At 61.6% G+C, this 26,291-nt stretch carries 24 protein-coding genes and 1 tRNA gene; 11 read left to right on the top strand and 14 right to left on the bottom strand.

The genetic code is table 11. From position 1 onward, the window contains the following. Positions 1-8 precede the first annotated feature (8 nt). The 3 genes from purN to BV071_RS05150 form a co-directional block, all read right to left on the bottom strand. On the bottom strand, positions 9-629 hold the full coding sequence (gene purN / locus BV071_RS05160; protein WP_052572919.1) for a phosphoribosylglycinamide formyltransferase: 621 nt from the start codon (positions 627-629) through the stop codon (positions 9-11). Further along, the gene (locus BV071_RS05155) at positions 602-1,642 is read right to left on the bottom strand and encodes a DUF4272 domain-containing protein (protein WP_265594096.1); all 1,041 of its coding nucleotides are present in this window, start codon (positions 1,640-1,642) and stop codon (positions 602-604) included. The genes purN and BV071_RS05155 overlap by 28 nt, the downstream gene beginning before the upstream one ends. 68 nt (positions 1,643-1,710) lie before the next feature. Then, positions 1,711-2,505, bottom strand: a complete 795-nt coding sequence (locus tag BV071_RS05150; RefSeq protein WP_035603111.1) for a histidinol-phosphatase HisJ family protein — start codon at positions 2,503-2,505, stop codon at positions 1,711-1,713. Between the two features lie 83 nt (positions 2,506-2,588). Between BV071_RS05150 and BV071_RS05145 the strand changes: the two genes are divergently transcribed. The 3 genes from BV071_RS05145 to BV071_RS05135 all read left to right on the top strand — a co-directional run bounded on the left by BV071_RS05145 (position 2,589) and on the right by BV071_RS05135 (position 5,774). Continuing rightward, entirely contained in the window at positions 2,589-3,665 is a 1,077-nt protein-coding gene (locus tag BV071_RS05145) for a phosphate acyltransferase (protein ID WP_052572918.1), read from the top strand. 182 nt (positions 3,666-3,847) lie between these two features. Further along, positions 3,848-5,590 carry a sulfite reductase subunit alpha gene (locus tag BV071_RS05140; protein WP_035603110.1) on the top strand — a complete coding sequence of 581 codons (1,743 nt, stop codon included), beginning with the start codon at positions 3,848-3,850 and terminating at the stop codon, positions 5,588-5,590. A gap of 109 nt (positions 5,591-5,699) precedes the next feature. Continuing rightward, positions 5,700-5,774, top strand: a tRNA-Thr gene (locus BV071_RS05135). A gap of 91 nt (positions 5,775-5,865) precedes the next feature. Here BV071_RS05135 and BV071_RS05130 read toward each other — a convergent pair. Continuing rightward, a complete protein-coding gene (locus tag BV071_RS05130; RefSeq protein ID WP_035603109.1) occupies positions 5,866-7,275 on the bottom strand; it encodes a tyrosine phenol-lyase in 1,410 nt (469 codons plus the stop codon). Positions 7,276-7,580: 305 nt separating this feature from the next. On the opposite strand from BV071_RS05130, the gene BV071_RS05125 reads away from it, so the two are divergent. The 7 genes from BV071_RS05125 to BV071_RS05095 all read left to right on the top strand — a co-directional run bounded on the left by BV071_RS05125 (position 7,581) and on the right by BV071_RS05095 (position 14,373). Next, positions 7,581-8,144: a CAP domain-containing protein gene (locus BV071_RS05125; protein WP_081885800.1), complete on the top strand. Its 564-nt coding sequence runs from the start codon at positions 7,581-7,583 to the stop codon at positions 8,142-8,144. A gap of 7 nt (positions 8,145-8,151) precedes the next feature. Further along, positions 8,152-8,775 (top strand): ribonuclease HII, encoded by a 624-nt coding sequence (locus BV071_RS05120; RefSeq protein WP_035603108.1) that lies wholly within the window; start codon positions 8,152-8,154, stop codon positions 8,773-8,775. Between the two features lie 10 nt (positions 8,776-8,785). Then, a complete protein-coding gene (locus tag BV071_RS05115) occupies positions 8,786-9,142 on the top strand; it encodes a YraN family protein (RefSeq protein ID WP_035603106.1) in 357 nt (118 codons plus the stop codon). Between the two features lie 229 nt (positions 9,143-9,371). Continuing rightward, positions 9,372-9,623: a hypothetical protein gene (locus BV071_RS05110; protein ID WP_035603104.1), complete on the top strand. Its 252-nt coding sequence runs from the start codon at positions 9,372-9,374 to the stop codon at positions 9,621-9,623. A 67-nt stretch (positions 9,624-9,690) separates the two neighbouring features. Next, positions 9,691-10,260, top strand: coding sequence for a DUF1802 family protein (locus tag BV071_RS05105; protein ID WP_035603103.1), 570 nt, complete (start codon positions 9,691-9,693; stop codon positions 10,258-10,260). A gap of 56 nt (positions 10,261-10,316) precedes the next feature. Next, positions 10,317-11,054: a lectin-like protein gene (locus BV071_RS32525; protein WP_265594095.1), complete on the top strand. Its 738-nt coding sequence runs from the start codon at positions 10,317-10,319 to the stop codon at positions 11,052-11,054. A gap of 508 nt (positions 11,055-11,562) precedes the next feature. Beyond that, positions 11,563-14,373 carry a hypothetical protein gene (locus BV071_RS05095; RefSeq protein WP_265594094.1) on the top strand — a complete coding sequence of 937 codons (2,811 nt, stop codon included), beginning with the start codon at positions 11,563-11,565 and terminating at the stop codon, positions 14,371-14,373. Between the two features lie 136 nt (positions 14,374-14,509). On the opposite strand, the gene sucD is transcribed toward BV071_RS05095, so the two are convergent. From sucD to sucC, 3 genes are read right to left on the bottom strand one after another with little or no spacing between them, the layout of a single operon-like run. Then, entirely contained in the window at positions 14,510-15,406 is an 897-nt protein-coding gene (sucD, locus tag BV071_RS05090) for a succinate--CoA ligase subunit alpha (RefSeq protein ID WP_035603096.1), read from the bottom strand. A gap of 37 nt (positions 15,407-15,443) precedes the next feature. After that, positions 15,444-15,845, bottom strand: coding sequence for a VOC family protein (locus tag BV071_RS05085; RefSeq protein ID WP_035603095.1), 402 nt, complete (start codon positions 15,843-15,845; stop codon positions 15,444-15,446). Between the two features lie 21 nt (positions 15,846-15,866). After that, a complete protein-coding gene (sucC, locus tag BV071_RS05080; protein ID WP_035603093.1) occupies positions 15,867-17,048 on the bottom strand; it encodes an ADP-forming succinate--CoA ligase subunit beta in 1,182 nt (393 codons plus the stop codon). Between the two features lie 184 nt (positions 17,049-17,232). On the opposite strand from sucC, the gene BV071_RS05075 reads away from it, so the two are divergent. Next, on the top strand, positions 17,233-17,607 hold the full coding sequence (locus BV071_RS05075; protein WP_052572915.1) for a DUF2752 domain-containing protein: 375 nt from the start codon (positions 17,233-17,235) through the stop codon (positions 17,605-17,607). Positions 17,608-17,614: 7 nt separating this feature from the next. Here the strand turns inward: BV071_RS05075 and BV071_RS05070 are convergent, their stop codons facing one another. The 7 genes from BV071_RS05070 to lptE form a co-directional block, all read right to left on the bottom strand. Beyond that, positions 17,615-18,505, bottom strand: a complete 891-nt coding sequence (locus tag BV071_RS05070) for a hypothetical protein (protein ID WP_035603092.1) — start codon at positions 18,503-18,505, stop codon at positions 17,615-17,617. Next, complete coding sequence (locus BV071_RS05065) at positions 18,502-19,080, bottom strand: DUF4339 domain-containing protein (RefSeq protein ID WP_081885799.1); 579 nt, start codon at positions 19,078-19,080, stop codon at positions 18,502-18,504. Before BV071_RS05065 ends, BV071_RS05070 begins: the two co-directional genes overlap by 4 nt. 19 nt (positions 19,081-19,099) lie before the next feature. Then, positions 19,100-19,885: a type II CAAX endopeptidase family protein gene (locus BV071_RS05060; RefSeq protein WP_035603087.1), complete on the bottom strand. Its 786-nt coding sequence runs from the start codon at positions 19,883-19,885 to the stop codon at positions 19,100-19,102. Between the two features lie 103 nt (positions 19,886-19,988). After that, entirely contained in the window at positions 19,989-21,359 is a 1,371-nt protein-coding gene (gene xseA / locus BV071_RS05055; protein WP_052572925.1) for an exodeoxyribonuclease VII large subunit, read from the bottom strand. A 761-nt stretch (positions 21,360-22,120) separates the two neighbouring features. Continuing rightward, complete coding sequence (locus BV071_RS05045; protein WP_035603084.1) at positions 22,121-24,565, bottom strand: hypothetical protein; 2,445 nt, start codon at positions 24,563-24,565, stop codon at positions 22,121-22,123. A 424-nt stretch (positions 24,566-24,989) separates the two neighbouring features. Continuing rightward, positions 24,990-25,703 carry a 16S rRNA (cytidine(1402)-2'-O)-methyltransferase gene (rsmI, locus tag BV071_RS05040; protein WP_035603082.1) on the bottom strand — a complete coding sequence of 238 codons (714 nt, stop codon included), beginning with the start codon at positions 25,701-25,703 and terminating at the stop codon, positions 24,990-24,992. Between the two features lie 57 nt (positions 25,704-25,760). Beyond that, positions 25,761-26,267, bottom strand: coding sequence for an LPS assembly lipoprotein LptE (gene lptE / locus BV071_RS05035; protein ID WP_265594093.1), 507 nt, complete (start codon positions 26,265-26,267; stop codon positions 25,761-25,763). Positions 26,268-26,291 lie beyond the last annotated feature (24 nt).

Raw genomic sequence — 26,291 nt, 5'->3', positions numbered from 1 at the left:
GCATGGGCTCAAAGCTGAAGCTCGCCCTCTGCAATCTTTGCCAGCGTCTCGACGAAGAACTGGTGCTCCCGCACCAGCACCCGTGCGGCCAAGCTCTCCACGCTATCGCCCGGTAGCACCGGCACCTCGCTCTGCGCGAGGATCCGGCCTTCGTCGTAGTGGTCGTTCACGAGATGGATGGTGACGCCGGTGACGGTTTCGCCCGCCTCCAGCACCGCACGGTGCACATGCTGGCCGAACATCCCTTGGCCACCGAACTTCGGTAGCAGGGCGGGGTGGATGTTGAGAATGCGGCCTTCGTAGGCAGCCAGCACCTTCGGGCCGATCTTCTTCATGTAGCCGGCGAGGATGATCAGATCGATCTGGTGCTCGCGCAGTGCATCCAGCATCGCTTGATCGAGCGCGTCGGAATCGGCGTGCGTGACGGAGTTCATCACTTGGAAGGGCATGCCCTCCTGCTCCGCCCGTGCCGTCGCTTGCGAGTTGCGGTTGTTGGAGATCAGCAGGGCGGGACGCGCCTTCAGCTTGCCAGCTTTGGTGGCATCGATGATGGCCTGCATGTTCGAGCCGCCGTGTGATGCGAAGAAGCCGAGGTTCATGTTCAAGTTCCAGTGCTTGTGTAGTCCCATTCCGAATCCAGGTTGCGGAATCCGGTTAGCCAGTTGAGAGCACGGTGGCGTTCCCGGATCACATCGGGAAGCAGGCCGTCTGGAGGTGACTGGTTGTCCAGATTGGCCCGCTTGATGATCCAATGAAGGCGATAGTGAAGATCGAGCTGATCCAGAATCTCTGACAGCGGACGAAACTCGGGCGGGTAGTCTTCAGGGCCTTCCATCGCCGCTTCGAGCTTTGTGACGACCTTTTCAAGGTCGCAGTATTCAATGGGAAAGGCGAACTCTGCTTCTATCCCCAAGGCCCATGCCAGGACATTCACGGCTTCAAAGCGCCACACGAAATCAAGCATGTCCTGCTCGGAGGGTTGATCATTCGTTATGAAAGCCAGCTCTTCTCGCGTCAGGTCATCCCGGCGCGATGGGCATAGCAAAAATTCCCTGATCGAGGCAGCGTGGTCAGCCTCGCCCTTCAACATGTGATTGGCTTGAGTTGCCGTAGTCAGTAGCGCGAACAGGCGCAATGCGGTTTCTTCTTCCGACCTTAATAGGACCTCCGCCTCTCCGAGAACGGGAGGGAGGGCTGCCTGCACCTTCCAGCCACGCCGGGCGAAATCCTCCATGTGTCGTTCCTTTCGTTTCACGGCATCATCGGGAAAAGGCACTTGGGCGTCGTCCTCTTCTGGGGCACCTTCGGGGAGCAGGAACGTATACCCGCGGGGATCCAGAAATAAACTTGGCTCGATATAAAGTAGCCCGTTGACGGAAACCGCCCAATCGCTGAAAGCATCCACGTCCTCGTCTTGAATTGTAAGGCAGATGTGGTGACGGGCCCGGACAAGGTGCTGGACCAGGTAAAACTTGAGATAGTTCATCTTGCGGCCTCCGCGACTCGCCGCGCGACTCCAGACCTCTTTGAGATGCTCGGCCATCTCGGGGTGATCGCGATCCCGTTCTGAGTGGTGGCTATGCGGAAAGTTCTTGGCCGGTAATTGGACAACCGTGGCGTAAACGTTGATCAAGTAGGGCACAGGCTAACTATGCTTGGAACAGCTTCGCTGATCCAAGGTCAAATCTCATCTGCTTGGCGTGGGAGTGCTCAGGGAATAGCCTCACGGGTCCGCACCCGCTTCTCAAACAAAGCTGTCTCCTGATACCCCGCCGACTTCGCCCATTCGATCGCCTTCGGGAAATCCCGCGCCACTTCGCCCGGTGCATGCGCGTCCGACGAAATCACCAGCGGGATACCGGCCTGATACGCCAGCTCCAGAAAGCGCGGATGCGGATAAGCCTCGGCACAGGGCTTGTGCCAGCCCGCCGTGTTCAGCTCGATCGCGCTGCCGGACTCGGCAATCGCTGCAATGGCAGGCTCATAGAAGCGCGCGAGGTCGCCCTCCGGCCGGAAGGAGAACTTCTTCACCAGATCCGGGTGGCCCATGATGTCGAAAAGCTGGCTCTTCGCCATCGCCGCGTAGGTCTGCCAGTAGTGCGCCCAGACCTGTTCCACGTCCTCCTCGCCCCAGCGGCCGAGCCACTTCGGGTTGTCGAAATCCCAAGCCCCGAGGTAGTGGACGGAGCCGATCAGGTAGTCCCAAGGGTAGCGTCCGGCCAGATCCTCGATCCAGCTTTCGCAGCCCGCCAACCAGTCGCATTCCAGCCCGGCGCGGATGGGCAGGGGACCGGCGGCGGCCCGGGCCCGGGCGATCCACTCGAAATATTGGGGCAATTCCGCCTCCGCCATCCGCCAATCGTCGAAGGGCTCAGGGCGGGCCGGGGCATGGTCGGAAATCCCGTATTCCGTCAGCCCGGCAGCGCGGGCGGCGGCCACGTATTCTTCCGGGCTGCCAATGGCGTGTTTACAGAGAGGGGTGTGGGAATGGTAGTCGGCTGGCACGAACCGGGCGGGGTTTCGGGTTGCTTGATTTTCGTTAGGGATACTAGAGTCCGGGACACGCGCAAGCACCGCCGGGATTTCCGATGTCGAACGATCTTTCCAGCCCTTCTCCAGGCAGCAATCCATTCACCGACTACCAGATCGGGAAACTCAAGAATCACCCGAAGCGGATTGTTTTCACCGAGGGTGAAGATCTCCGTGTGCTGCGCGCCGCCGCACGGCTGGTGGCGGAGGAAGCCGCGGTCCCGGTGCTACTCGGCAACCGCCAGGCAATCCGCGATCTGGCAGGCGAGAACGGCATCAGCCTGAAATTCGTCAACGTCATCGAGCCCGCCAAATCCTCCGATTTCGGGCTCTTTTGCCAGCGTTTCGCCAAGGTCGAGCGCTATCGCAAGCTTTCCGCCGCCGATCCCGCCGACGTGGTGGCCCGCCCGCACTATTTCGGGGCGATGATGGTCCAATACGGCCAGGCCGACGCCCTGGTGGGGGGCAATCAGACCCTGCCGGCGACCCTGTTCCGGGCCCTGCTGCACACCATCCAGCCTCTTCCCGAGGTGCCGAAGATGTTCGGCATGATGGTCCTCGTCGCGCCGCACCTGCAGCATTTCGGCAGCGATGGCATCCTTTTCCTGGCCGATTGCGGTCTGATTCCGCAGCCGAGCGTGGACCAATTGGCCGCGATCGCCATCGAAACGGGCAAGCTGGCTAAGCACTTCCTCGGCCGCGAGCCGCGGATTGCCCTGCTCAGCCACTCGACCAAGGGCTCCGCCGGCACGGATGAGGCCCGCAAGATGGCCGCCGCCACCGCCCTCGCCGTGGAAAAGGCCAAGTCCGCCTACCTCGATTTCGAAATCAGCGGTGAGATCCAGGCCGACGTCGCCCTTGATCCAGCCGCCGCGGAAATCAAGCTGCCGAACTCGGGCATCCGCGAAGCTGCGGACGTGCTGGTCTTCCCGAACTTGGATGCGGCGCACATTTCCCTGAAGCTGCTCCAGCACTGCGCTGGCGCGATCAACTACGGCCAGATTCTGGCCGGTTTGGCCCGCCCCTGCGCCCAAGTCCCGCGGACGGCCTCCGAGGAAACAATTTTCGGCACCGCTGCCGCAGTTGGGGTGGAGGCGATCAAGTACCACCAGCTCTACCCTGACGGGGAGGTGTAGGTCCTATACGACCTATAAAACCTATTTCCCGAGGTATCACGCGCTCCCTTCCATGAGCGCCGTTCACCCCGCCGTTTCATAGAAGGAATCGTGCGGATCGCCCGGTGGCATGAAACGCGCTTGAACGGCATCGCCCAAGCCATATGTTCCCGCCCCCCGGGCCCGGGGGGCCTTTCGTTTCAATGTCCTCTTTCATCCAGATCCCCGAAGACGCACCCTTTTCGGCCGAGCAGCGTGTCTGGCTTGGCCAATTCCTTTCCAATCTCCTCACCGGTGCCGCTTCCGCCGCCGCAGCAGCCCCATCGGGGCCTGCCGTGCCAGTGACCATCCTCTGGGGCTCCCAGACCGGCAATGCCGAGGGGCTCTCCAAGAAACTCGTCAAAACCCTCAAGAAGGGCAATTTCGAGCCGGAAGTCTTCGACATGGCCGCCTACGACCGTGGCCGTCTCGCGCAGGAGAAGAACCTGCTGATCATCACTTCCACCTACGGTGACGGAGAGCCGCCCGACAATGCGACGGAGCTCTACAACTGGATCCGTAGCGACGCCGCCCCGCGTTTGGAAGGCGTGAAATTCTCCGTGCTCGCGCTGGGTGACACGAACTATCCGGACTACTGCAAGTGCGGGATCGATTTCGATGCCCGCCTTGAGCAGCTCGGCGCCAGCCGCTTCTTCCAGCGGATCGATAGCGACGTCGACTACGACGGTCCCTTCAAGCAGTGGTCGGATGGCATCATTTCTGTCCTCGCTCCCGCGGGTGCCGCGTCCTCGAATGGCGCTGCCGCGGCGGTGGAGCAGGTGGACACAGGCTTCTCGAAGAAGAACCCGTTCCCCTCGGACATTCTTGCGAATTTCAACCTCAACGGCCCGGGCGACAAGCAGACCCACCACATATCGCTTTCGCTTGATGGCTCCGGACTCGAATACGAAGTGGGCGATGCCCTCGGTGTGTTCCCGGAAAACCCGTCGGAAGTGGTGGACGAGATCCTCGCCGCGCTGCCCTTCAATACCAAGGTCTTTGTGCCCCTGCCGGACGGTGGTGAGGTGACCCTGCGCGAGGCGCTGATAAGCTCCTACGACATCGGCAATCTCAACAAGTCCCTGATCCAGAAGTGGCAGGCTCGCAGCGGCTCGCCTTTCCTGCGCTCCCTCGTGGCGGCGGATGACAAGAAGGCTTGGGATGATTTCTGCTGGGGCCGCGACCTGATCGATCTGGTGGTTGATCATCCCGCCGATTTCACCGATGCGGAAGACTTCGTGGGCGTGCTGAAGAAGCTCCAGCCGCGCCTCTACTCGATCGCCTCCAGCCCGAAGGCCCACCCCGGTGAGGTCCACCTCTGCATCGGCATCGTCCGCTACAATACTTACGGCCGTAAGCGCGGCGGGATTTGCTCGACCTTCCTCGCCGACCGCGCGGAGGGCCTGAAGCCCGGCGTTTTCGTCCACTCGAACAAGGCCTTCCGTCTGCCGGAGAACGGCGACACGCCGGTCATCATGGTCGGTCCCGGCACCGGTATCGCTCCCTTCCGCGCCTTCCTCGAAGAGCGCAAGCTGACCGGAGCGAAGGGTGCCAATTGGCTCTTCTTTGGCAATCCCTACCAAGCCACGGACTTCCTCTATGCGGATGAGCTGACCGCCTTCCAGAACGAGGGTGCGCTGCAGCGCCTCGATCTCGCTTGGTCCCGCGACCAGAAGGAGAAGATCTACGTCCAGAACCTGATGCTCCAGAATGGGGCTGAGCTCTGGAAGTGGTTCCAGGACGGTGCCGCCTTCTATGTCTGCGGCGATGCCTCCCGCATGGCAAAGGACGTCGACGCCGCTCTCCACACCATCGCCGAGCAGCACGGCGGCCTTTCCAAGGACGATGCCGCCGCCTTCATCGCGCAGCTCAAGAAGGACAAGCGCTACCTGCGCGACGTCTATTGAGTGGAGCGACTCCGGACGCCGCTGGGGATTTTGTGGGGGCGAGCCCCCGCAAATCCTCTTGCCGGAAGCGCTCTGGTCTGATTCATTCCCGCCCGCTTCGCAAGAAGACGCCGCTGTAGCTCAGGGGTAGAGCAGCTCATTCGTAATGAGCAGGTCGTCGGTTCAAATCCGACCAGCGGCTCCAGCTTCTCTTTCGAGGAGTTTACTGAGAAAGCCAGCTTTCCGGGACGAAGCCGGCTTTGTTAACGCGCTTTCCGAAAGCAAGCGGCCTCAGCTCATAGCGGCTCGAACCTCGCTTGGAAGAAGCGTAGGGCTTCCGGTTCATAGACCATCTTCATGCCGGCGGGCTTGTTGGGGTTCTGATAGACTGCTTGCACGCTTTCCGCGACGACGTCCATGTGGGCTTGGGTATAGACGCGGCGGGGGAGGGTGAGGCGCACCATTTCCAGTTTCGGGTAGTAGTGGTCGCCGGTTTTCTGATTGCGGCCGGCGGAGACGATGCCGCGCTCCATCGCGCGGACGCCTGAGTCAAGATAGAGTTCTGCCGCGAGGGTCTGCGCTGGGAAGGAGGTCTGCGGCATCTCGGGATAGAAGCGCCGCGCATCCAGATAGATGGCGTGGCCACCCACTGGCAGGACGATGGGGATGCCCCAGTCCTGTAGGAGTTCGCCGAGATACTCCACCTGACCGATGCGCGCGCGAATGTGGTCATCCTGCACTGCTTCCTCAATACCGCGGGCCATCGCTTCCATGTCGCGGCCGGCCATGCCGCCGTAGGTGTGTAGGCCTTCATAGACCACCACGAGGTTGCGCGCCTGCTCTGCGATCTTGTCGTCGTTCACGCTGAGCCAGCCGCCAATGTTCACCAGCGGGTCCTTCTTGCCGCTCATGGTGGCGCCATCGGTCAGGCTGCAGAACTCGCGGAGGATCTCGTCGACTGGCTTGTCCTTATAGCCGTCCTCGCGCTGCTGGATGAAGTAGGCATTTTCCACGGCGCGCGTGGCATCGCACATCACCGGCACATGATGGCGTGAGCAGAGTTCCTTCACCGCGCGAGCATTGGCCATACTCACCGGTTGGCCGCCCGCCATGTTCACGGTCGCGGCCAGGCAGACATAGGGGACCTTGCCGGGATTCTCCGTTAGCACTCGCTCCAGCTTGGCCAAGTCCACGTTGCCCTTGAAGGGCAGGATCACCGCGGGATCATGCGCTTCATCGATGATCACATCCACGAAGCTGGCGCCGGCATGCTCCTGGTGGAATCGGGTGGTGGTGAAGTACATGTTCCCCGGCACCACATCGCCCGGCTTGATCATGATCTGGCTCAGGAGGTGCTCGGCACCGCGCCCTTGATGAGTCGGAATGACATGCCGGTGGGTGTAGTGCTTCCGTACCGCAGCCTCCAGATTGTAGAAGTTCTTTGAGCCCGCGTAGGCCTCATCACCGAGCATCATCCCGGCCCACTGCCAGTCGCTCATCGCACTGGTGCCGGAGTCCGTGAGCAGGTCGATGTACACTTCCTCGCTCTTCAGCAGGAAGGTATTGTAGCCCGCCTCTCGCATCGCCGCCTCTCGCTCCGGCCGGGACATCATCCGGATCGGCTCGACCATCTTGATCTTGTAGGGCTCCGCCCAGGAGCGGCGGCGGTATTGTTGTCCGACGGTTTGGATGGGTTCGTGGCTCATGCGGAAAGGAAGGGATAGGGCATTGGAGCCTTATCCCAAGGCCTTCAGCCGCTGCCAACAGGTGTCTCCAGATATTTTCCGGTAGATCCTGCTCAGGGTCTCTGGTCCGGGGGCGTGGACAAAAGCCGCGGGAAAATGGGCCCTTTCGATAGGATAACTGGCCTGCGTAAATCCCGCCCAACCGTTAGCCACCGTGAGTTTGCCCTCGGTAAAAACTTCGGGCATGCTGATCCAAAACCAGAGGGAAATATAAAATTTCCTTTAAAGTCGGCAGAAATTTTGCTACCCGGCCGGTGCTGCCCCACATGAAAACCACACCTAGTCGCCTCGTGGTGGCTGCGGTCGGAGGGATGCTGTTCGCATCCTGCGGCCCTCAGCTCACCACCACTACCACCACCGTGCCGATGTCCACCGCGTCGGCCGCCGTAAAGTCCGACGGCACCCTGGACGGGTCGATTTATTCCCAAGTGAATTTCTATCGGGCTTCCAAGGGGAAAAGCCAGCTTCCGCGCCACCCGGGCCTCGACAAGATGGCCCGCGAGCACTCCGAGTACATGCTCAGGAACAGCAAGTCCGGCATCAGCCACTTCGGCTTTGAGGAGCGCGCCCTCAAGGCCCAGCGCCTGATGAGCATGAGCGACGTCTCCGAGAACGTCGCCACCTGCCGCGGCCAAGGCAAGAATGCAGCCTCGGTCCTAGTGGAGGCTTGGAAGAAGTCCTCCGGCCACGAGATGAACATGCGCGGCATCTTCAATGCCACCGGCATCGGCGTCGCGGTGGGCGAGGATGGCACGGTCTACGCGACCCAGATTTTCGGCCTCGAGGATCATTCTAGCCTGACAATGCCCCAGCGGATGCGGCAGTTCTGAGGGCGCAATGCCCAACCTTTCGCTGGAGAAAGCCCTCCGGGTCCGCGGACTGACGATCATCGCAGGAGTAGACGAGGCCGGCCGGGGACCACTGGCAGGCCCGGTTTCTGCCGCCGCGGTGGTCGTGCCGGAGCGCTGGCGCTGCAAAGGCTTGGATGACTCCAAGAAACTCTCTCCGGCCGCGCGCGAGGGGCTCTACGCGAAAATCACCGAGGACCCGAAGGTGGTCTGGTGCGTCGCCTTCGCCGAGGTAGAGGAGATCGACCGCATCAATATCCTCCGCGCCACCCACCAAGCCATGGCCCGCGCGGTGCAGGGCTTGGCGGCCGAGGTGCAGCACTGCCTGATCGATGGCCTGCGCGTCCCCAATTTCCCTTGGGCCCACGATGGGGTGGTGAAGGGCGATGGCATTTCCCTGTCCATCGCCGCGGCCAGTGTGCTGGCCAAGGTTACGCGCGACCGTCTGATGCTGGAGCACGCCCGGGAGTTTCCGCATTACGGCTTTGAGAGCCACATGGGCTATGGTACTCCCCAGCATCTCAAAGCGCTCCGCAACCATGGGCCTTGCCGCATTCATCGCCGCTCGTTTCAGCCCGTCGCTCAATTGGCGTTGCCGCTTGAGGACTGCTAGGGGCGGGGAGATGGACTCCGGCGCTCTGGGCCGCTTCGGAGAGCGCATTGCCCGCGCCTATCTCCGCTCTCAGGGTGCCAAGGTGCTCTACGCCAACTTCAGAGCTCCACGTGGCGGGGAAGTGGATGTCGTCGCGCGCGAGGGCAAGCTGCTGGTCTTTGCCGAGGTCAAGACCCGCCGCGCCGGTGGCATGGGCCGCCCTCTGGACGCCGTGGACCGTGAGAAGCAGCGCCTGATCGAGCGCGGCGCGAATGAGTGGCTCCGCCAACTAGGCACCCGGGAGATTCCGTGGCGCTTCGATGTCATCGAGGTGATCCTGACCCATGGCGAGAAGCCCTTGGTGCGGAGGGTGGAGAATGCTTTTTGATTCATCCACCAGGCTGGAAGCACATTTGGATGGCATAACTCCGCCTCTGGACCTATGGGGGTATAGGACCGTCAAAGGCGGGGTCTCCGTCTTTGACGGCACCATTCCCCCCTTGGCGAAATCCTCCCGTGTTTTGGCGCTCCCCCCTGCGCGTTGCGTTGGTAGCGGCCTGGACCTGGAGGACCGGCAAGGACCATCCAACACCAACAACGACGGAAGGACCAAAGCCATGTTATTCCACATCACCCAGGCCCACAGCGCCGACCTCTGCCCGAAAGATGAGGGCGGATCAAAGACCCTCTACAATCCGGCTGCCGAGGGCGTGAAGCTCGTGGCCATGTACGGGGCCTTTCCGGAGCACGTCATTTACTACATCGTGGAGGCCGAAAAGGCAGATGCGCTGGAAGCATTCCTGCTGCCCGGCTTCAAGCGCTGCACCAGCAGGATCACGCCGGTCAGCGATGTGCCGATCGTGAAGTGAAGCCGTCTCCGGCGCGATCTCGATCCTTCTCCTTGAAAGTCCGCTTGCCACGCCGTACCCAAGCGCCATGGCAAGTGGCTTCAAGGAATGGCAGGTGGTGTGCGACGCTCTGGCGAGCGGGCGGCAATCGATCATCCTGCGCAAGGGCGGCATCCATGAAGGCCGTGCTGGTTTCTCCTTTGCCGAGGAGTCATTCTTCCTCTTCCCGACCCGCTTCCACAACCAGGACCAGTTCGTCCGCGAGGGCACGGTGAATACCCAGCCCGAGTGGACCGTGGGCGAGACCATCCGCATCACGCACTACTGCGAGGCGCTGTGGGCCAAGACCCTTACCGATTGGGAGCAGGTGGCGGCCCTCAAACCGTATCACATCTGGACCGAGGAGACCATCCGCCAGCGCTTCGATTGGGAAGGGAAGGGAATGAGCAGCGGCAGCATCCACGTCGCATTGATCCGCGTGGAGGCGCTCGCGCAGCCATGGGAGTTTCCCTATGAGGCAAAGTACGGTGGATGTCGTAGCTGGGTCACGCTGCCCGAGCCGCCGGAGGGCACCCGCACCGGCGCCGTGCCGGTGACGGGGGATGACGAGTTCTCCACCTTGTTCGCGAAGCTGGGGCAGATCTTCCCGGCCGGCTAGAATCCCCGGCCACTGCGGCTTGAAAAGGACGATTAAAAAAGCTAACAGCATGTCCCATGAGATCGCCTCGATGGATTCCCGCCTGTGGAATGGGTATTTTCGCGCTCGCCATGCCTGTTGCAAAGGCCGATCCGGTCTTCTTCGCCGCCACGGGCCATTACTATGAGGCGGTCCGGGCACCCAATGGAATCACCCGCGATGATGCCGGTCTGGCGGCAATTGCAAAGGGTGGCTATCTGGCAACCATCTCCAATGCGGCGGAGAATGACTTCGTTTACTCACTCGTGAACGACCTGTCGTGGTTCACGGGTCCCAGCATGTTCGGTGACCGTCTCGGACCTTGGCTCGGCGGGATCAGGACCTCCGCAGGCTGGCAATGGACCACCGGCGAGCCTTTCACTTACACGAATTGGAAGTCGGGGCAGCCGGACGGCTACGCGGGCTCCTATCAATACCTGCAATTCTACGATGGCGCCGCAGTTGGCTCCTCTTGGGGGGACCACCCGGGAGGCGTGATTACCGGCTTCGAGCTGCCTAAGGGCTATGTGATCGAATACAACACGGCACCTACGGCCGTGGTGAGCTCACCTCCGCGCCTGAAGATCGAGAATACCGCAGCACTGGAGGTCACGCTCTCTTGGCCTGGTGATCTCACGGGTTGGACACTGGAGTATTCCGACATCCTCATCTCTGGCTGGATACCTTTCCCCGCTGCACCGGTCATTAGCGATGGTATGTTCAAGGTGCCGGATCAGATTACCGTGCCGAAGCGCTTCTATCGCCTCAGGAAATAGGAGGCCGATCACGGCTTCATGGATCTCCTGCAAGCCGTTAGGTTCAGGCGATAGCTGCAAGCACGACGAAAGTTCCGAGCCGAAGCGGGGAGTCTCGCAGTTGTCCTGTTAGAGAGGATGCGGTTGCTTTCCGAGCTAGCGTAGCGTTTCTCGCGCAGTAGCAGAGTCATGAAATCAGCCCGGTATATTTTGCACGCGTAGTGGCGATATCGTGCAAATGTGCGTTTTAAGTGGGAGTGTAGGTTCACTCGTTTTGGTGGGCGTAAGGAAAAATTTTTGCAGCAAACGTGTTTGATTGTTGAGGGGGTTAGATCGTGTTCAACGCGATCTAACACGATGTGTCAGACAACTGTGATTCTGGCTTTGGCGGAATCATACCGGCGTGTCCCGGTTCATACTAGAACCCGGAGTGTTATCTTCGGCCTCAATCGGAAACCGGAGAATCCAAGCGCGTCGCTCCAGCGGCAAGCTCTCCGGTAGCTCCGCGAACCCGACCCAAGGAACCCAAATGAACCCCGTCCACTCCTCCGTGAGACAATCGCTGCTTCGGTTCTTGCCGCTGCTTGCGACGACCGCACCACTCCAACTGCATGCGGATACCATCGCCTATTGGCGATTCGAAGGCGAAGGCGCAACCGTCCCAACGGATGGTGCCTTCGTGCAAGATACCAACGGTCGCGCCGCGATCCAGCCCGTCGGCATTCCGGTGCCGGATGTGTCTGGCAATGGCAACCGCTTGCTGACTTGGGATGACAATGGCTCCGGACACATCCATCGTCCGGCCACTGTCGGTGCTCCTTTCACCGCCGTGCCGCAGACCGGTGCTGCCAACGGCTGGTTCATCGAGAACTCCGGCGGCTTTCCGGCCAGCTTCACGTGGTCCGCCCAGACCGTGCCCACTGGAGTGAATCTGGACACATGGACCTCCCTGACCTGGACCATCGAAGCATCCTGCTACACCGATGTCCTCGGCGGCTACCGCACCGTGGTGGGCCGCGAGGGGAATGGCGTGGCAGCCGAAGCGGGCTTGGCCCCCATCTATTTTCAAAAGACGGCAGCCGATTTCTTCCGCGTGCTCTACGTCGACGCCGCTGGCTTGCCTCACGAGGCCATCGATACCACGACCATGGCCACCGGCACTTGGTATCACTTTGCCGCCACCTGTGACGGCACCACCCTGAAGCTCTTTAAGAAGATCGGCAGCACGGGCTCCTACACCATGGTTGCTTCGACCACGGTCAGTGGGAGTGCCAATCCAGCCCTGATCAATCCCGGCAATGACGCGAATGGCAGCCCGTGGGGCTGGGCCGTTGGCCGTGGCCGCTATGGCACCAATGACGATCCCACCCAAGACCACGTCGATCGCTGGGACGGCGGGATCGATGAAATACGCATCAGCAATGTCGCGCTGGATCCCTCACTATTCATTGCCTCCTTCAGTGCCGCGGACGCCGATGGTGATGGCCTGCCCACCGCTTGGGAAAGCGAGCACGGCCTGGATCCGAATGACAATGGCCTGAACCCTAACAACAATGGCGTGGCCGGCAATCCAGCCAACGGCAAGGACGGCGACCCGGACGGGGACAACTACAAGAACTTCGCCGAGTTCACTGCCGGCTCCGATCCGCAGCTCGCGACTTCCATGCCGGGAGACATCGACGGCGATACCCTGCCGGATTCGTGGGAGATCGCCCACTTCACCAATCTGCTCCAAGGCGCATTCGGCGATCCTGACAACGACTACACCTACAACGACGAGGAGTATGCGGCGAACACCGACCCGATGTCGCGTCTGTCCTTCCCGGAAACGGAAACGCCGCCCGATGGCATGCCGGACGGTTGGGAGACCGCCAACTTCGGTGATACGAGCCGCAACGGCACCGGCGACTTCGACCTAGATGGCGTGACCGACCTGCAGGAGTACCTCGACGGCACCAACCCCGCGGATCCGGCTTCCGCCAACAATCCGGCAGGTGATGCGGATGGCGACGGCCTCGACGACGCCTGGGAGGTGAAGTTCTTCGGCAACGTCACCTCACAGAATGCCGCCGGCGATCCGGATGGCGATGGCGCCAACAACCTCCAGGAATATCAGGCGACCTCCGATCCAAAGCTGGCCTCATCCAAGCCCTCAGACGTGAATGGCGATGGTGTCACCGATACCGTGAGGTTCATGGACTTCAAGGCCGTGGGTGCCGCGACCACGATTGTTGATACCGATGGGCAGGCCACCGGCTTGGTCCGCTTGGGCAATACCGGAACGAATCCTGCGTGGGTGCCGAATGATCCCAATGTCAATCTGGACACCACCGGCACGGGCTCGCTGAGTTTCCTTACGCAGACCACCGATTTCAATGGCCAGCTCAATATGGCCAACCAAGTTGCGCTCGGGATCCCGCTATCGTCGCTCGGCTTTACAGGGCAGGATGACTTCAAGGTGCGAGTGAAATTCGTGGGCACGCCGGCTATGGCGGGCGCGGACCAGATCGGCATCTTCGCCGGGGCCAGTGCCACTCAGTTGATCCGCGGCGGCCGCATTGGCACGCGTGCCGGGCTCGGAGTGAATACCAATGGCAACAACGATAGCGATGCCAACTTCCCCGGTGATCAGAATGTCCTGGCAACGGGGCGGGCGATCACGGTGGAGTTGTCCCGTGTCGGAGGCACTTGGGCCATGTCGGCTGAGGGGATCAATGTCACGCCGGGTGTCCAGCCTGCCTTCCTCAACAGCTTGTCCGATTTGACCGTAGGTTTCTTCGGCATCGATCTCTTCTCCGGGGATACTCACAAGACCGTGAAGGTGGAGAGCCTGACCGTGGTCCGCATGGGCAGCTCCGGCGGTGGTGGCGATGCCGACAACGACGGCATGCTCGATTCCTGGGAAACCGTGAAGCTAGGCGGCACCGGTCAATCCGGAGCGGACGATGCTGACAAGGATGGGATCACCAATCTAGAGGAGTTCGCCTTCAACGGCAACCCGCAGAGCGGTTCCAGCTTGGGAGGCGTTACCTCCGCCCTCGCGGATACAAACGCGAACGGCACCCGCGAGCTCACTCTAACAATTCCGGTGCGCACTGGCGCCACCTTCGCCACCCAAGGCGATGGCAGCCAGTCCGCGACTGTGGCTGGCCTCACTTACACGGTCAAAGGCTCCCTGAATCTCGCCGCCTATACTTCTGCGGTTGCCTGGGTGTCGTCCACCGCTTCAGCGGATCCGGACTACCAGCTCCACACCTTCCGCTTGGTGGCCTCGGAGGGATTGGCAAACGGCAGCAAGGGCTTCCTGCGAGCCGGCGTGAAGAAGGCTGGCAGCCCCTGATCTCCGGTTGATGTGATGGAATGCAGGGCCGTGTCCGCTCCGGGTTTGCGGGCACGGCCTTTTTTCTGCTGCCGACAAAGAAAAAGGCCGCCGGTGCGAACCGACGGCCTCTTCAATAAATCGTTCTAGCAGGAGATTACTTTCCCCAGAGCTCCAGGAGCGTCTTAGCCATGTCGCTTGGCGTTTCGGCCACCGCGATGCCGCACTCGGCAAGGATCCGCTTCTTCGCTTGCGCGGTATCTTCCTCGCCGCCGACGATCGCACCGGCGTGGCCCATGCGGCGTCCCGGAGGCGCGGTCGCACCGGCGATGAAGCCAGCGATCGGCTTCTTGCAATTCTCCTTGGCCCAGCGTGCGGCTTCCACCTCAGCGGTGCCACCGATCTCACCGATCATGATGATCGCTTCGGTCTCGGGATCTTCGTTGAACATCTGCAGCACGTCGAGGTGGCTGGTGCCGTTGATCGGGTCACCGCCAATGCCCACGCAGGTGCTCTGGCCATAGCCGAGCTGGGTGAGCTGCCACACCGCCTCATAGGTCAGCGTGCCGGAGCGGGAAACCACGCCGACATTGCCGCGCTTGTGAATGTAGCCGGGAGCGATGCCGATGCGGCAGCCGCCGTGCGACTTCTCACCACGACCGGGAGTCACGAGGCCGGGGCAGTTCGGGCCGATGAGGCGGGACTTGGAGCCCTTCATCGCTTCCTTTACCCGCATCATGTCCATGACGGGAATGCCTTCCGTGATCGCCACCACCAGCTCCACACCGGCGTCCACGCACTCGAGGATCGCATCCGCCGCGAAGGGTGGGGGAACGAAGATCGCGGATGCCGTGGCACCCGTTTCATTCACCGCCTGCGCCACCGTGTCGAAGATCGGCACGAAGTCCGCGAACTTCTGACCGCCCTTGCCGGGAGTCACGCCGGCCACCAGCTTGGTGCCGTAGTCGAGCGAGAGGGAAGCGTGCCGCGCACCGAAACTGCCGGTGATGCCTTGCACGAGGAGCTTGGTGTTTTCGTCAACGAGGATGGCCATGGTGTGAAACGGGGAAGGTGAGTGTGGGGAAATCAGGTCAATGCGAACACTCTGGATGGTTCGGCTTCTTCTGGTGCAGCGCCACGGTATTGCCGTCAGGATCGGCAATCAGCGCCATGCGGCAGACCGGGAATTCTTGCGGCGGGAGTACGATTTTGACCCCGGCGTCTTGGAGCGTGCGGATCGCAGCATCTAGGTCTTCGAGCTCAAAGCAGAGCCCGCCGCCATTCGGATTCGGCTGCCACTGCTCGTTCGCTTGCGCGATTGCGAGCGTGTGGCCGCCGGGAATCTCGAATTCGACCCAACCGACTTGGTCTTCGTGTTCGAAGACCATGCCTTCCTTCAGGCCGAGGATCTCGCCGTAGAACTTGCGTGTCCGCGCGATGTCAGTCGCCGGATATCCCGTGAAGGCCGCTTCTTTGATGCCGATTCCTTTCATAGCGGGATACCCGTAAGCGCATCAGGCGACGGCCGCCACGATCTTTTGTGCGCCGTCGGACATCGTGTCAGCGGAGACGATGTTCAGGCCGCTGGCCTTGAGGGTCGCCTTGCCCATCTCCACGTTGTTGCCCTCGAGGCGCACCACCAGCGGGATCGGCAGGCCGGTTTCCTTGGCTGCTGCGATCACGCCTTCGGCGATCACGTTGCAGTCCATGATGCCACCGAAGATGTTGATCAGGATGCCCTTCACGTTCGGGTCACCGAGGATGATCTTGAAGGCCGCCGTGACTTGCTCCTTCGAGGCGCCACCGCCCACGTCCAGGAAGTTCGCCGGCTCGCCGCCGTAGTGCTTGATGATGTCCATCGTGGCCATCGCCAGACCAGCACCGTTCACCAAGCAGGCGATGTTGCCGTCCAGGCCGATGTAGTTGAGATCATACTCGGAAGCGGCGACCTCGCGTGGATCCTCTTCTTCCTTGTCGCGCATCGCGACGATCTCCGGGTGGCGGAACAGCGAGTTGTCGTCGAAGCCGAACTTCGCATCCAGAGCCAGCACACGGCCATCCGGCGTGGTCACCAGCGGGTTGATCTCCAGCATCGAGCAATCGAGCGAGATGAAGAGCTTGTAGAGGTTCGAGAGCAGCTTGCCGAATTGTTTGGCCAGATCGCCATGGAGATTCAGCGCTGCAGCCAGCTTGCGGATCTCGTAAGCCTGCAGTCCCAGAATCGGGTGCACAAACTGGCGGATGATCTTCTCCGGCGTGTTGTGGGCCACGTCCTCGATGCTCATGCCGCCTTCAGTCGAGGCGACGATCACCGGGCGGGAAGTGCTGCGGTCCATCAGGATCGCGAGATAGTATTCGTGGGTGATGTCCACCGCCTCGGCCACCATCACCTTGCGGACCACCTTGCCGGCCTCGCCGGTCTGCACGGTCACCAAGGTTTCATTGAGCATCTTGCCAGCGAATTCGGCGGCTTGCTCCGGGGACTCGATCAGGTGCACCCCGCCTTGGAAGCCATTCTTGAAGTGGCCCTTGCCACGGCCGCCGGCATGCACCTGGGCCTTGATCACCAGCTTCGCCCCGGCGAATTCCTTCGCGGCTGCGGCCGCTTCCTCGGGGGTGGAGGCCACCTTGCCGATCGGGCTGGGGACTTGGAATCGGTCAAAAAGCTCCTTTGCCTGATATTCGTGGATGTTCATGGGGCCGTCGGAAAATCGCGGCGACGCTAAGGGACGGGCCGGAGGGGTCAAGGAAAAGGCCGGAACAAAGCGACTTGTGACCGATTCTGGCAGATTTTGGCGGGGGAATGATCAGTTGGGCGCATGGCCGCCATGAGCCGCGATTCGCTTTGACTCGGAGCGGCCCCGATTTACAAGCCAGCCGATGTCCCGCGGGCTGGTCGTGCTGCTTCTTGTGCTGGGCGCTCTTGTCCTCGCTTGGGAGCTGCCATTTGCCCGCAATGGTTGCGTGATCCGCAACTTGAGCGGCGCCTGCTGCCCGGGCTGCGGGGGCACGCGGGCCGTCTCGCTGCTGCTAGAGGGCCGTTGGGCGGAAGCGGCCCAGAGCAATCTGCTAGTCTATCCGGTCGCCGCAGGAGTCCTCTGGAGTGGTGTCGCCCTCGTTGCCAACCGCTGGGGCGGACGCCGCTGGCCGCTGCCACTGAGCGTCTCCCGGCGGGGAATGTGGGGGCTGCTCGCCATCGTGGCCGCCTTCACCCTGCTGCGGAATCTGCCGTGGGCGGAATTCCTCCGCCCCTGATCGCGCATCACGGGCGGAATACCACCCTGGCCAGTCGGCCGCTCAAGGCCGGGACGATGACGACCTCCGCTGATTCCTTGTCGTGGAGCGTCCCCAGCCCAAGTTCACCCGAGCCGATCAGCGCCCCATCTTTGTCCTGGAACTCGATCCGCAGGCGTCGCTGCTGGATCGCCTGGCGGATCAGGAAGAGCGGCCAATCCGCGCTGCTGTCGCCAGGCTTCGACTGGATCGCCTGCTCCCATTGCGGGCCACGCTTGAGCCCGAAGACCAAGCCGTTCCGGCCCTTGTCGATGCCTTTGATCTCAGCCTCGATGCAGTCGCGGAGTGGCCCCTTGTCCAGAGTGATCCCTTCCGCGGTGACCGGGCTCATCTGCTCGCGGGCATCACGGAAGAGCTTCCGGTAGTCGATGAAAAATGAGGAGATGAAGAGGCCCGCCAGTACGAGGATCAGCGCCAGCGGGATCGCGCGCCGCAGTGAGGTGGGGCTGATCTCCACGGGCGCAGCCTTCGTCTGGAGGTCCACGGTCCTCTGCTCCGCCGCAACCATCCCCGGCGAGCGGATCACGTAAAGAGTCTGGATCGCCTTGCCCGGGAGAAATTCCTCCGAACGCACGGTGGAAAAGGCGAGGCTTTGGCCGGCCTCCGGAAGCAGGGTGAGAAGGCTTTCCAAGGCCGCGACCAGATGCTGCGACAGATCCTGCGTCCGCAGAGTGGAGATCCGCTGAACCGCCGGGTCGGCCACGATCGAGAAGCCGCCGCCCTCGATCGCGAGATGGAAGTGAAGCCCGGCCGACTTCGCCGTGGCTGTCCAAGCGCGCAGATCCCCCTCGCTGGGCGGGACTGGCCCCTGGAGCATGCCGTCGAGACGGTAGGTGCCCGCAACGGGTGCCTCGCTCACGCTTGGAAGAGGTTGGGGATCGAGTGGGCGGTTTGCCATCCCTGCATGCCTTCCACCCACACCAGCGTGGAGGCATCCAGGCTACCCTGCCGCGCCCGTCGCTGGAGCAGGGCGAAGCTATAGGGGCCGCGCTGCTCGCCATCCTCATGCGTGAACCAATGGTGCGCGGGTAGTCCCGGCGGCGGGGTGGGATCGATGGGGCCCACGGAGATCGCTTGCGGACGGGCCGCTGGCAAGGACACGGGCTCGGTCTGCCGAGTATCGACACCGAGCCGCTGGTCATGTGCGTCCAGGCGGGCGGCGGTGTGCTTCCGGTAGGCCTCGTTCTTCATTTGCTCCTGCCGGAGCTGCTCGCGCAGGCGGCGCTGCTCGACGTTGTTGGCATCCCATCTGGCCTGGTCCTCCTTGAGGTTTGAGAGACAGAGGATGATGATAAGTCCGATACAACCGAAGAAGAAGCCGATGAAGAACCAGCCCGTGGCATTCCGGCCCTTCGATGAAGCCACGCCCGCCGTGATCGCCCCGAAGACGATCATGATCAAAATCCTGAGTAGTAGTGCCTCGTCACTTCCCATACTGCGTCGAAGCTAGATTTCAGGTGACGGAAACCACAACGAAATTGTGGAGGAAATGGACCAGCATCGAAGGATAGAGACTGCCTGTCTTCCACTTCATCCAGCCGAGCAAGGCCCCCATCAGCGCGAGATAGGGGGCTGAGAGGATATTGAAGTGGGCGGCGGAGAATGCCAGTGATGCCACGCCGATGGCAACTCCCGGTGAGACAACCCGCTCAAACTGATCCTGGATGATGCCGCGGAAGCCGATTTCTTCGACGATCGCAGGCAGCACGCAAATGAAGAGCACCGGTCCCCACTTGTTCGGAAAGTAGTCGAGATGGCTTGCCTTATCGAGGTGGAACATCTCGATCAGCAGCCGGTGGAAGCCGAAGTTCAACAGCAGCATTGGCAGCAGCAGCACCAAGCCCAGCCAAGCTTCCGGGCGGATGAATCCGGGATTCGCGAGCAGCGGACTGACATTGCCCCAGTAGCGGATCGCGAAGACGAGCGTCGTGAGCACCAGCGCGAATTCCACCAACAGGATCGCGGCTGTCTGGTTGTCGAAGCCCCAGATCGCGAGCGCCAGCATGGAGCCTACCAGGATGACGCTCAGGAAGGTGAAGAAGACCGTCCACGCCGGACCGGCCTTGGTCCGGAGCTTGGTCTCATTGTCCTCATAAACGGGCAGCGAGGCCGGCAACAATTCCTCGACCGGCCGGTGCGGCTTCGCGCAGCGCGGACAGAAGTAGAAGCGCGAGTCCAGAGGCCCGTCACAATAGTCGCAACGGCGGTTGTCACTCGGTCTGGAGAGCTGATCGGGCACGGGAGATGGCTAGGCCTTTGCCTGCAAGCGCTAGCAGCCAAGCAGACAGCCCCGGGGATTTCGATTACGAAAGCGCGGCCTATTTCCCGCGCTTAAGCTTTCGTTACTCCACCCGGCTCCGGATCTCCCCATCTTTTACCTTCGTCCGGATCTCTTCCCCCGCCGCCACATCCGCCTTCGATCGGATGATTCGACCGTAAGAATCCATCGCGATCGAAAAGCCGCGCTCGAATGCCGACTCCGGCCCCAAGGTCCGCAGCAGCGAACGCAGTCGGCTGAGCTGATCGCCCAAGCCATCCAGCCTCCGTCGCGCCGCGCGCTCCAGCCGCTCCCCGGTCCGCGCCAGATGTTCCAGCCGCAATTCCACCTGCCGCGCCGGATGATGTGCTGCCAAGGTCCGGCTCAATTCCTTCAACCGCTGCTCACGGTCCTTCAGCTCCGCCTGCATGGCCACCCCGAGGCGTGCCCGCACCGAATCCACCCGCATCGCCGGCTCCCGCAGAAGACGCTCGCCGCCACGAGACAGGACCCCGCGGCGCAGGCTCTCCAAGTTGTGGGCCAATCGCTCCAAACGCTCTTCCGTCCGTCGCGACAGACGCCGCTTGAGGATGCCCAGCCGGTTCTTGAGTTCCGCGCCGTCCGGCACCGCCAGCTCCGCCGCCGCGCTTGGCGTCGGTGCCCGCAGGTCCGCCACGAAGTCGGCGATGGTGAAGTCGATCTCATGCCCCACGGCAGAGATGATCGGAATCGGGCAGGCCGCGATTGCCCGCGCGACGATCTCCTCATTGAAATTCCACAAGTCCTCAATCGAACCACCGCCGCGACCGACGATCAGCACCTCGCAGCGCGGCAGGCCGAAGCGCTCCGGATTTCCCATTCGCTCAATTGCCCGCGCGATCTCGATCTCCGCGCCCTTGCCCTGCACCCGCACCGGATAGAGCACCGGCTGCACCCAGGGCGCCCGTCGTTCGAGAATGTTCAGGATATCCCGGATCGCCGCACCCGTGTCCGAGGTCACGATACCTACGCGGCTCGGGAAAAAAGGAATTCGCTTCTTCCGCTCCGCATCGAAGAGACCCTCGCCTTGCAGCTTTCGCTTCAGCGCCTCGAAGCGCGCCTGCAGCTCTCCCAAGCCCGCGCGCTCCACCCGCTGCACAATGATCTGCAAGGTCCCCCGCGCCTCATACACACTCGGCTCCGCGAAGACCCGCACCTTCACCCCATCCTGCAAGGCCTCCGAGCCCGCCTTCTTCTTCGCCCCGAAGATCGCACATTGAATCTGCGCCCCCTCGTCCTTCAGCGAGAAATACCAATGCCCGCTCGCCTGCTTCTTCAGGTTCGAGACCTCACCCTCCACCCACAGCTCGCCCATCTCCACCTCCAGCAGATTCTTCATCCGCCGGACCAGTTGCGTCACCGACAGCGCCTTCGGCGCCGGGGCAGGGGATGGCTTGGGTGCGAAGAGGTCGTCCACGCGTCCAGCGTAGGCGCGCTGGTGACCGCGCGGGAGGAAAATCAACCATCATCTTCCAGATGGGCTGGAACCATTGGCAGCCCAAAAATTATTTGCTCACATCTTTAGCTGGAATCGGATTCATCCGAAGATATCCGCCGAAGCCATTCTTGAGGATTTGTAACGAATTTGAATGCCCCGGACTCTTTTGCCGCTTCGAGAACGGGAAGCATTTCGGGCTCGATTACGTCTCCATTCTTCCCCACAGCTAACATGCATTCAAACTTTCGGGCCAATCGAAGGACCGCCTCCAAGATCTCCAAATCGGGACGCCGCAAATCGAAATCAAATAGAACCCAGTCTTCCCAGAAATCCATTCGATTGCCGCTCTTGGTCTTAATCCACTTCCGGAAGTGGCAGACTCATCAGGGAGGATTCGTTTTCCTTCAGGAAGGACCTCTCCGAGGACATCAACGCCTTCCCAGTAATCGAACGATGGTAGAGCATCGAGATCAGTATCCAAGGTCATCTCGGAGCACTCCGGAAGCTTGGATGGAATTTCGCCATGGGCAGCCCTCAAGCCACGCGCCGGGATGATAGATATTTCAAAATGCCAAATGGCCACGATTCTTGGTGGGCTTTGCACCCAAGATGATGGGTTTGAAGGGGGCGGGTCATGAAAGCGCCTTGGGTGCCGGGGCGGGGGAGGGCTTTTGGGGAAAAGTCGTCTATGCGTCCCGATCTCGCAATCCGGCAATCCAGACTTTGTCCGCCGCCAAGCGCTACTTTGAATAGAAGCACGAACTCACCACGAAGACCCTGTATTGCGGTATCAGCAGCTCTTCGGGAAGGCAGTAGCTGGTCTGCATTTTCAAGTCCTTTCCATCCACCAATAGCTCGGTGTTGTGGGGAAAGTCCACGTGCAGGCGCCCGCTGCTGTTGACGCCATCGATGAGCGCCCAGCGGATGGGCGTGTTCCCTTCCTGATCGTAGGAGAATACGATCATGACCGGATGGCTTTGCGCCAGGTCTTTGCGTATGAGATCGGTCACTTGCTTCACGTTGTCCGGGCCGAGGACGCTGAGCACGGGTTTGCTGCGGATGCCGGTAAGTTTGACGATGTTGCCGACGAAGTCTTTGCCGGGCTTCGAATCGTGGAGCTTCAGCGCCAGTCCCTCATCGTAGACATGCTGGAAAAACCGGTCGATTTCGACCAGGCGCGGAGGGTTGTCATCCGCTCCCGGGTTCCAGCTCAGGTGGTTGAAGTCCACGGCTTCCGCTCCCTTGCCCTTGCCGACCTCGAATTTCGCTGGGCGATAGTAGGCGATCAGCTTGGCCAAGACGCAGGTGGGACTGTATCCGATGAAGGTCTCGCTGGTCTCCTTGGTTTCGTTGCTGAATTCGGAGTAGAGATAGTCATTGTCGGAGAAAGAGTCGGCCAGCAGGGGCTTGATGCTCTCGGTAGCCGACCTGATGTCCGGGGTTTTGATGGTCTTTTCCTCATCGCTGTAGCGGACGCCCAGGCCGTTGGTCGCGAAGCCGCGGACGTAGTAGGTGGTGTTGGGCGTCAGGTTGATGGCATGCCCGCGATACCATTCGCGGTGAGCCAGAACAAAGGTGCCGTCGCGGACGGTGGGGTTCTTGGAGGTGGACCAACAGAAGCCGTAGTCGGTGATGATCGGCTCACCGCGGAACTTGATGGTGCAGCCCGCCGTGAAGCTGGTGGGTTGGATGTCGCTGATCTCATCCAGCCGGATCTGCGGCAGCATCGAGAGGGTGTAGGCGCTGCCGGTGACCTGCTGGTGGTCGACGACCAAATCAAAGGTGAGGGTGTCGCCGTGTTCCTCGATGTTCTTGAAGGAAACCCCGCCATCGAGAAGATTGGGCAATCGTGACGATGGCTCGGTCGTCATGTTGAACTCCGTGCGCTTCTGGGCTTTCCCGAACAGGCAATTGGCGGTGTCGCCCTTGCCCGCGAAGAAGGGATCATTGGGCCGGTAGACGTAGAAGTAGTCCGGTGCGCCGAGGTAGTTCTCACGTCCGAGATTCACCACGGAAATGAGCATACCCTCCCGGCGGGGGCCTACGCCGACCGTCGCGTTCTCATTGTGGATGTACTCCACCTGATAGAAGTAGTGCGGATGATTGCTCGGGATCAGGTAGCCGACCGCCTCATCGCCCTGCGGATCGATGTGGCGGGGATGCAGCGTGTAGGTGCCGGAGGTCTTGATGGTGGGATGGTTCTTCTCCTTGATGAAACCGTGGTGGTAGAAGCGGCTGAAGGCATTGGCCGTGGGACCATAGGAGAGCAGGCAGGCTTCGCCGCTGATGCCATCGTTGTAGCGGCCGATCCGGTAGACGTCCGGAGCCCCCAAGCAATGTCCGAGCTCATGGGCCAGCGTTCCGCCCGAGAAGTTGTCGATCTGCACCTTCGAGTTTGGCCACATCGGCTCGCCCCACTTGCAAACCGGCCCGTAGTAGGCCCAGGCATCGAAGTTTTTGCCCTCCGGCTTCTTCTTTTTGCTTTTGCGGACCCGCACCATCTTGGTCCGGTCGGGATCGGCGCTGCGGTTTTGATAGAACTCCAGGAGTGCGGCAGTGACCTCTTGGGCCGGGGTAGCCGGGCGAGTGGTCACATAGTTGTAGCAAATGAAGCGGGGTTTGGCACCGCGGTAGGAAGTGGTGGCGAACTTCAGGGCGCTCTGGTTCATCTTGCTCACCCGTTCCTCGCCTTCCGCCTTGTCCCTCCATCCGATCGGGTTCTCCCAGTAGTCGTATTCGCAGTAGTAGCCGTAGAAGTGGGGATCCTGATAGACGGTGTTCTCGTCCGGCATGGGCGTGAGCTTCGGCCAGGTGATGCCATTGCTGTAGGTCTTGAAATACTCCTCTAGGTTCGTCCCGGAGCCTGCGGACTTGCCGCTCCCGCCGCCGCCTCCTCCTTCCTGATGGGTTTCTTTGACTTGCTCCGTCTTCTTGATCGCCAGGCTGACATCACCGGCAATCGCGGTTTCCTTGAAGGTGATGGTGATCAACCCGACGGGGAATTCGCCGGTCGCCGTGGGCTGCTTGGCCGGACTGTAATCCGGAACAGGCGCCGCCTTGGGAGGCTCCGGTTTTTTCTCAGCGCCATTTACTGGCCCAGCCAGGCAAGCCAGCGCGATCGCCCATGGAATGGCGCTCCTTCTCAAGAACCTGCCAGCCTTCGTCGGATCGATCGCATCATTCATCCTCATCCGGGAATAATGAGCCGCTTTTGCTTGGCAAGCTGAATCCCGAAAATGCCGGTTTCAAGCGTCAAAGAGGGCCAAAATGACCACGCGGAGCGTGGTGAACGGGCTCCGCTTGCTCAAAGCGGTTTCCGGCCACTGGGAGCGGCATGTGGAGTACGGTGGCACGACACCGCTTTGGTTCGGGTTGGTGATGCAACAGTAAGCGGCTGCGAATTGCCGTGAGGGGCTTGGCCGTGCGGCGCCTTATTCACACTGCGGGAAAGGGCTACGGATTGGAGAATTGCAAGCGCCCCCGCAGCCAAAGCGGTGTCGTGCCACCGCACTCCATAACACGCACCCCGGATTCGGGATCTGCTGGAGAGCTTTGCTCCGGAATCCGCCTTAACTGAGCGCCATCCGGGGCTATCCCAAAATCCTTGAGCTAATCCTCTGACACTTCGAAGCGCTCGTCCCCTTTGATCAAAAACACAATCTCACCCTTCGGCCCGTGCACCTTGAAATGGGCGGCCAGTTCCGCCGCCGTTCCGCGGTGATAGGTCTCGAACTTTTTCGTCAGCTCCCGCGCCACGCAGCAGGGCGCGCTGGGGTGCTTCTCCGCCAGCAGCTCCAGCGTGGAGAGCAAGCGGTGCGGCGACTCGAAGAAGATGCTCGTGCCCTCGGTAGCCAGGGATTCTTCCATCACCTTCAAACGCCTGCCCTTCTTGATCGGCAGGAAGCCGAGGAAGCGGAAGGCATGCACGGGGAAGCCGGAGCCCACCAAGGCGGTGAGCACCGCGGATGGTCCCGGCAGCACCTCAAAGGGGATGCCGTGCTCGATGCAGGCCTGCACCACGCGGTAGCCGGGATCGGAAACGGCGGGCATGCCCGCATCCGTGACGACGGCGATGAGTTCGCCCGCGCGCGCCGCGTCTAGCAACTCCGGCAAGCGTCGTACTTCGTTGTGGTCATGCAGGGAGACCAGCGGCTTGCCGCTGATCCCTAGCTTGGAGAGCAGGGGAGCGGAATGCCGGGTGTCCTCGCAAGCGATGCGGCTGGCTTCCTTGAGAACCTCGATGGCACGAAGGGTGATATCACCCATGTTGCCGATGGGTGTGGGAACGAGGACGAAGCGGCCCGCAGTGGTAGAGTCTGCCATTTCAATGAAGAGGGCCGTTCAAGCCGACTGAAGCCGGCGCACCCAGTGGGCACCCGGTTAGAACCCGTTCGCGATCCGGGAGACTATGCTGTCGCTGGCGCGTGCCAGCGCGTCCGGCAGGGCGTTGGTGCGCGAGGTCTGCAGGTTGGAGTCCACGAAGAAGCGGCTGCTACCGGTGGAGACGCCGGAGGCCAGGACCTTCTTCTCGTCGCGGGCATCCACCAGCCTCCAGCTCAGCGTCACCGTGTTTTGCAGTTCCTCCGGCCGCAGGGTGTCGAGCCGGGTCGAGCGCAATGCCATGTAGTCGATGGAATGTACCGTCCCCTTCAGCACCGCGTCCGCCTTGTCCCAATTGGTGATCTTGTAAGTCCCATCCAGGACGATCGCGTCCGTCGCCGCGCTGGTGGCGAGTGCCTCCGCACGCGGGTGGAGCGTGTCGTTGTGGAACATCGGCACGCTGATGTTCTTTACATCACGGAGCACGGCAGGCTTCGCCCCGCCGAGTTGGTAACCGGCGCAGGAGCTGGCCAGCAGGGCCACGGGCAGGAGCAGAAGCGAACGCATGATGGTCGGAAGGGAAAGGTGTCC

Source organism: Haloferula sp. BvORR071 (genome assembly GCF_000739615.1).
In the GTDB taxonomy this organism is placed as follows: domain Bacteria; phylum Verrucomicrobiota; class Verrucomicrobiia; order Verrucomicrobiales; family Akkermansiaceae; genus Haloferula.
The sequence above is the reverse complement of the archived record's forward strand: the minus strand, read 5'-3'. Positions and strand labels throughout refer to the sequence as shown.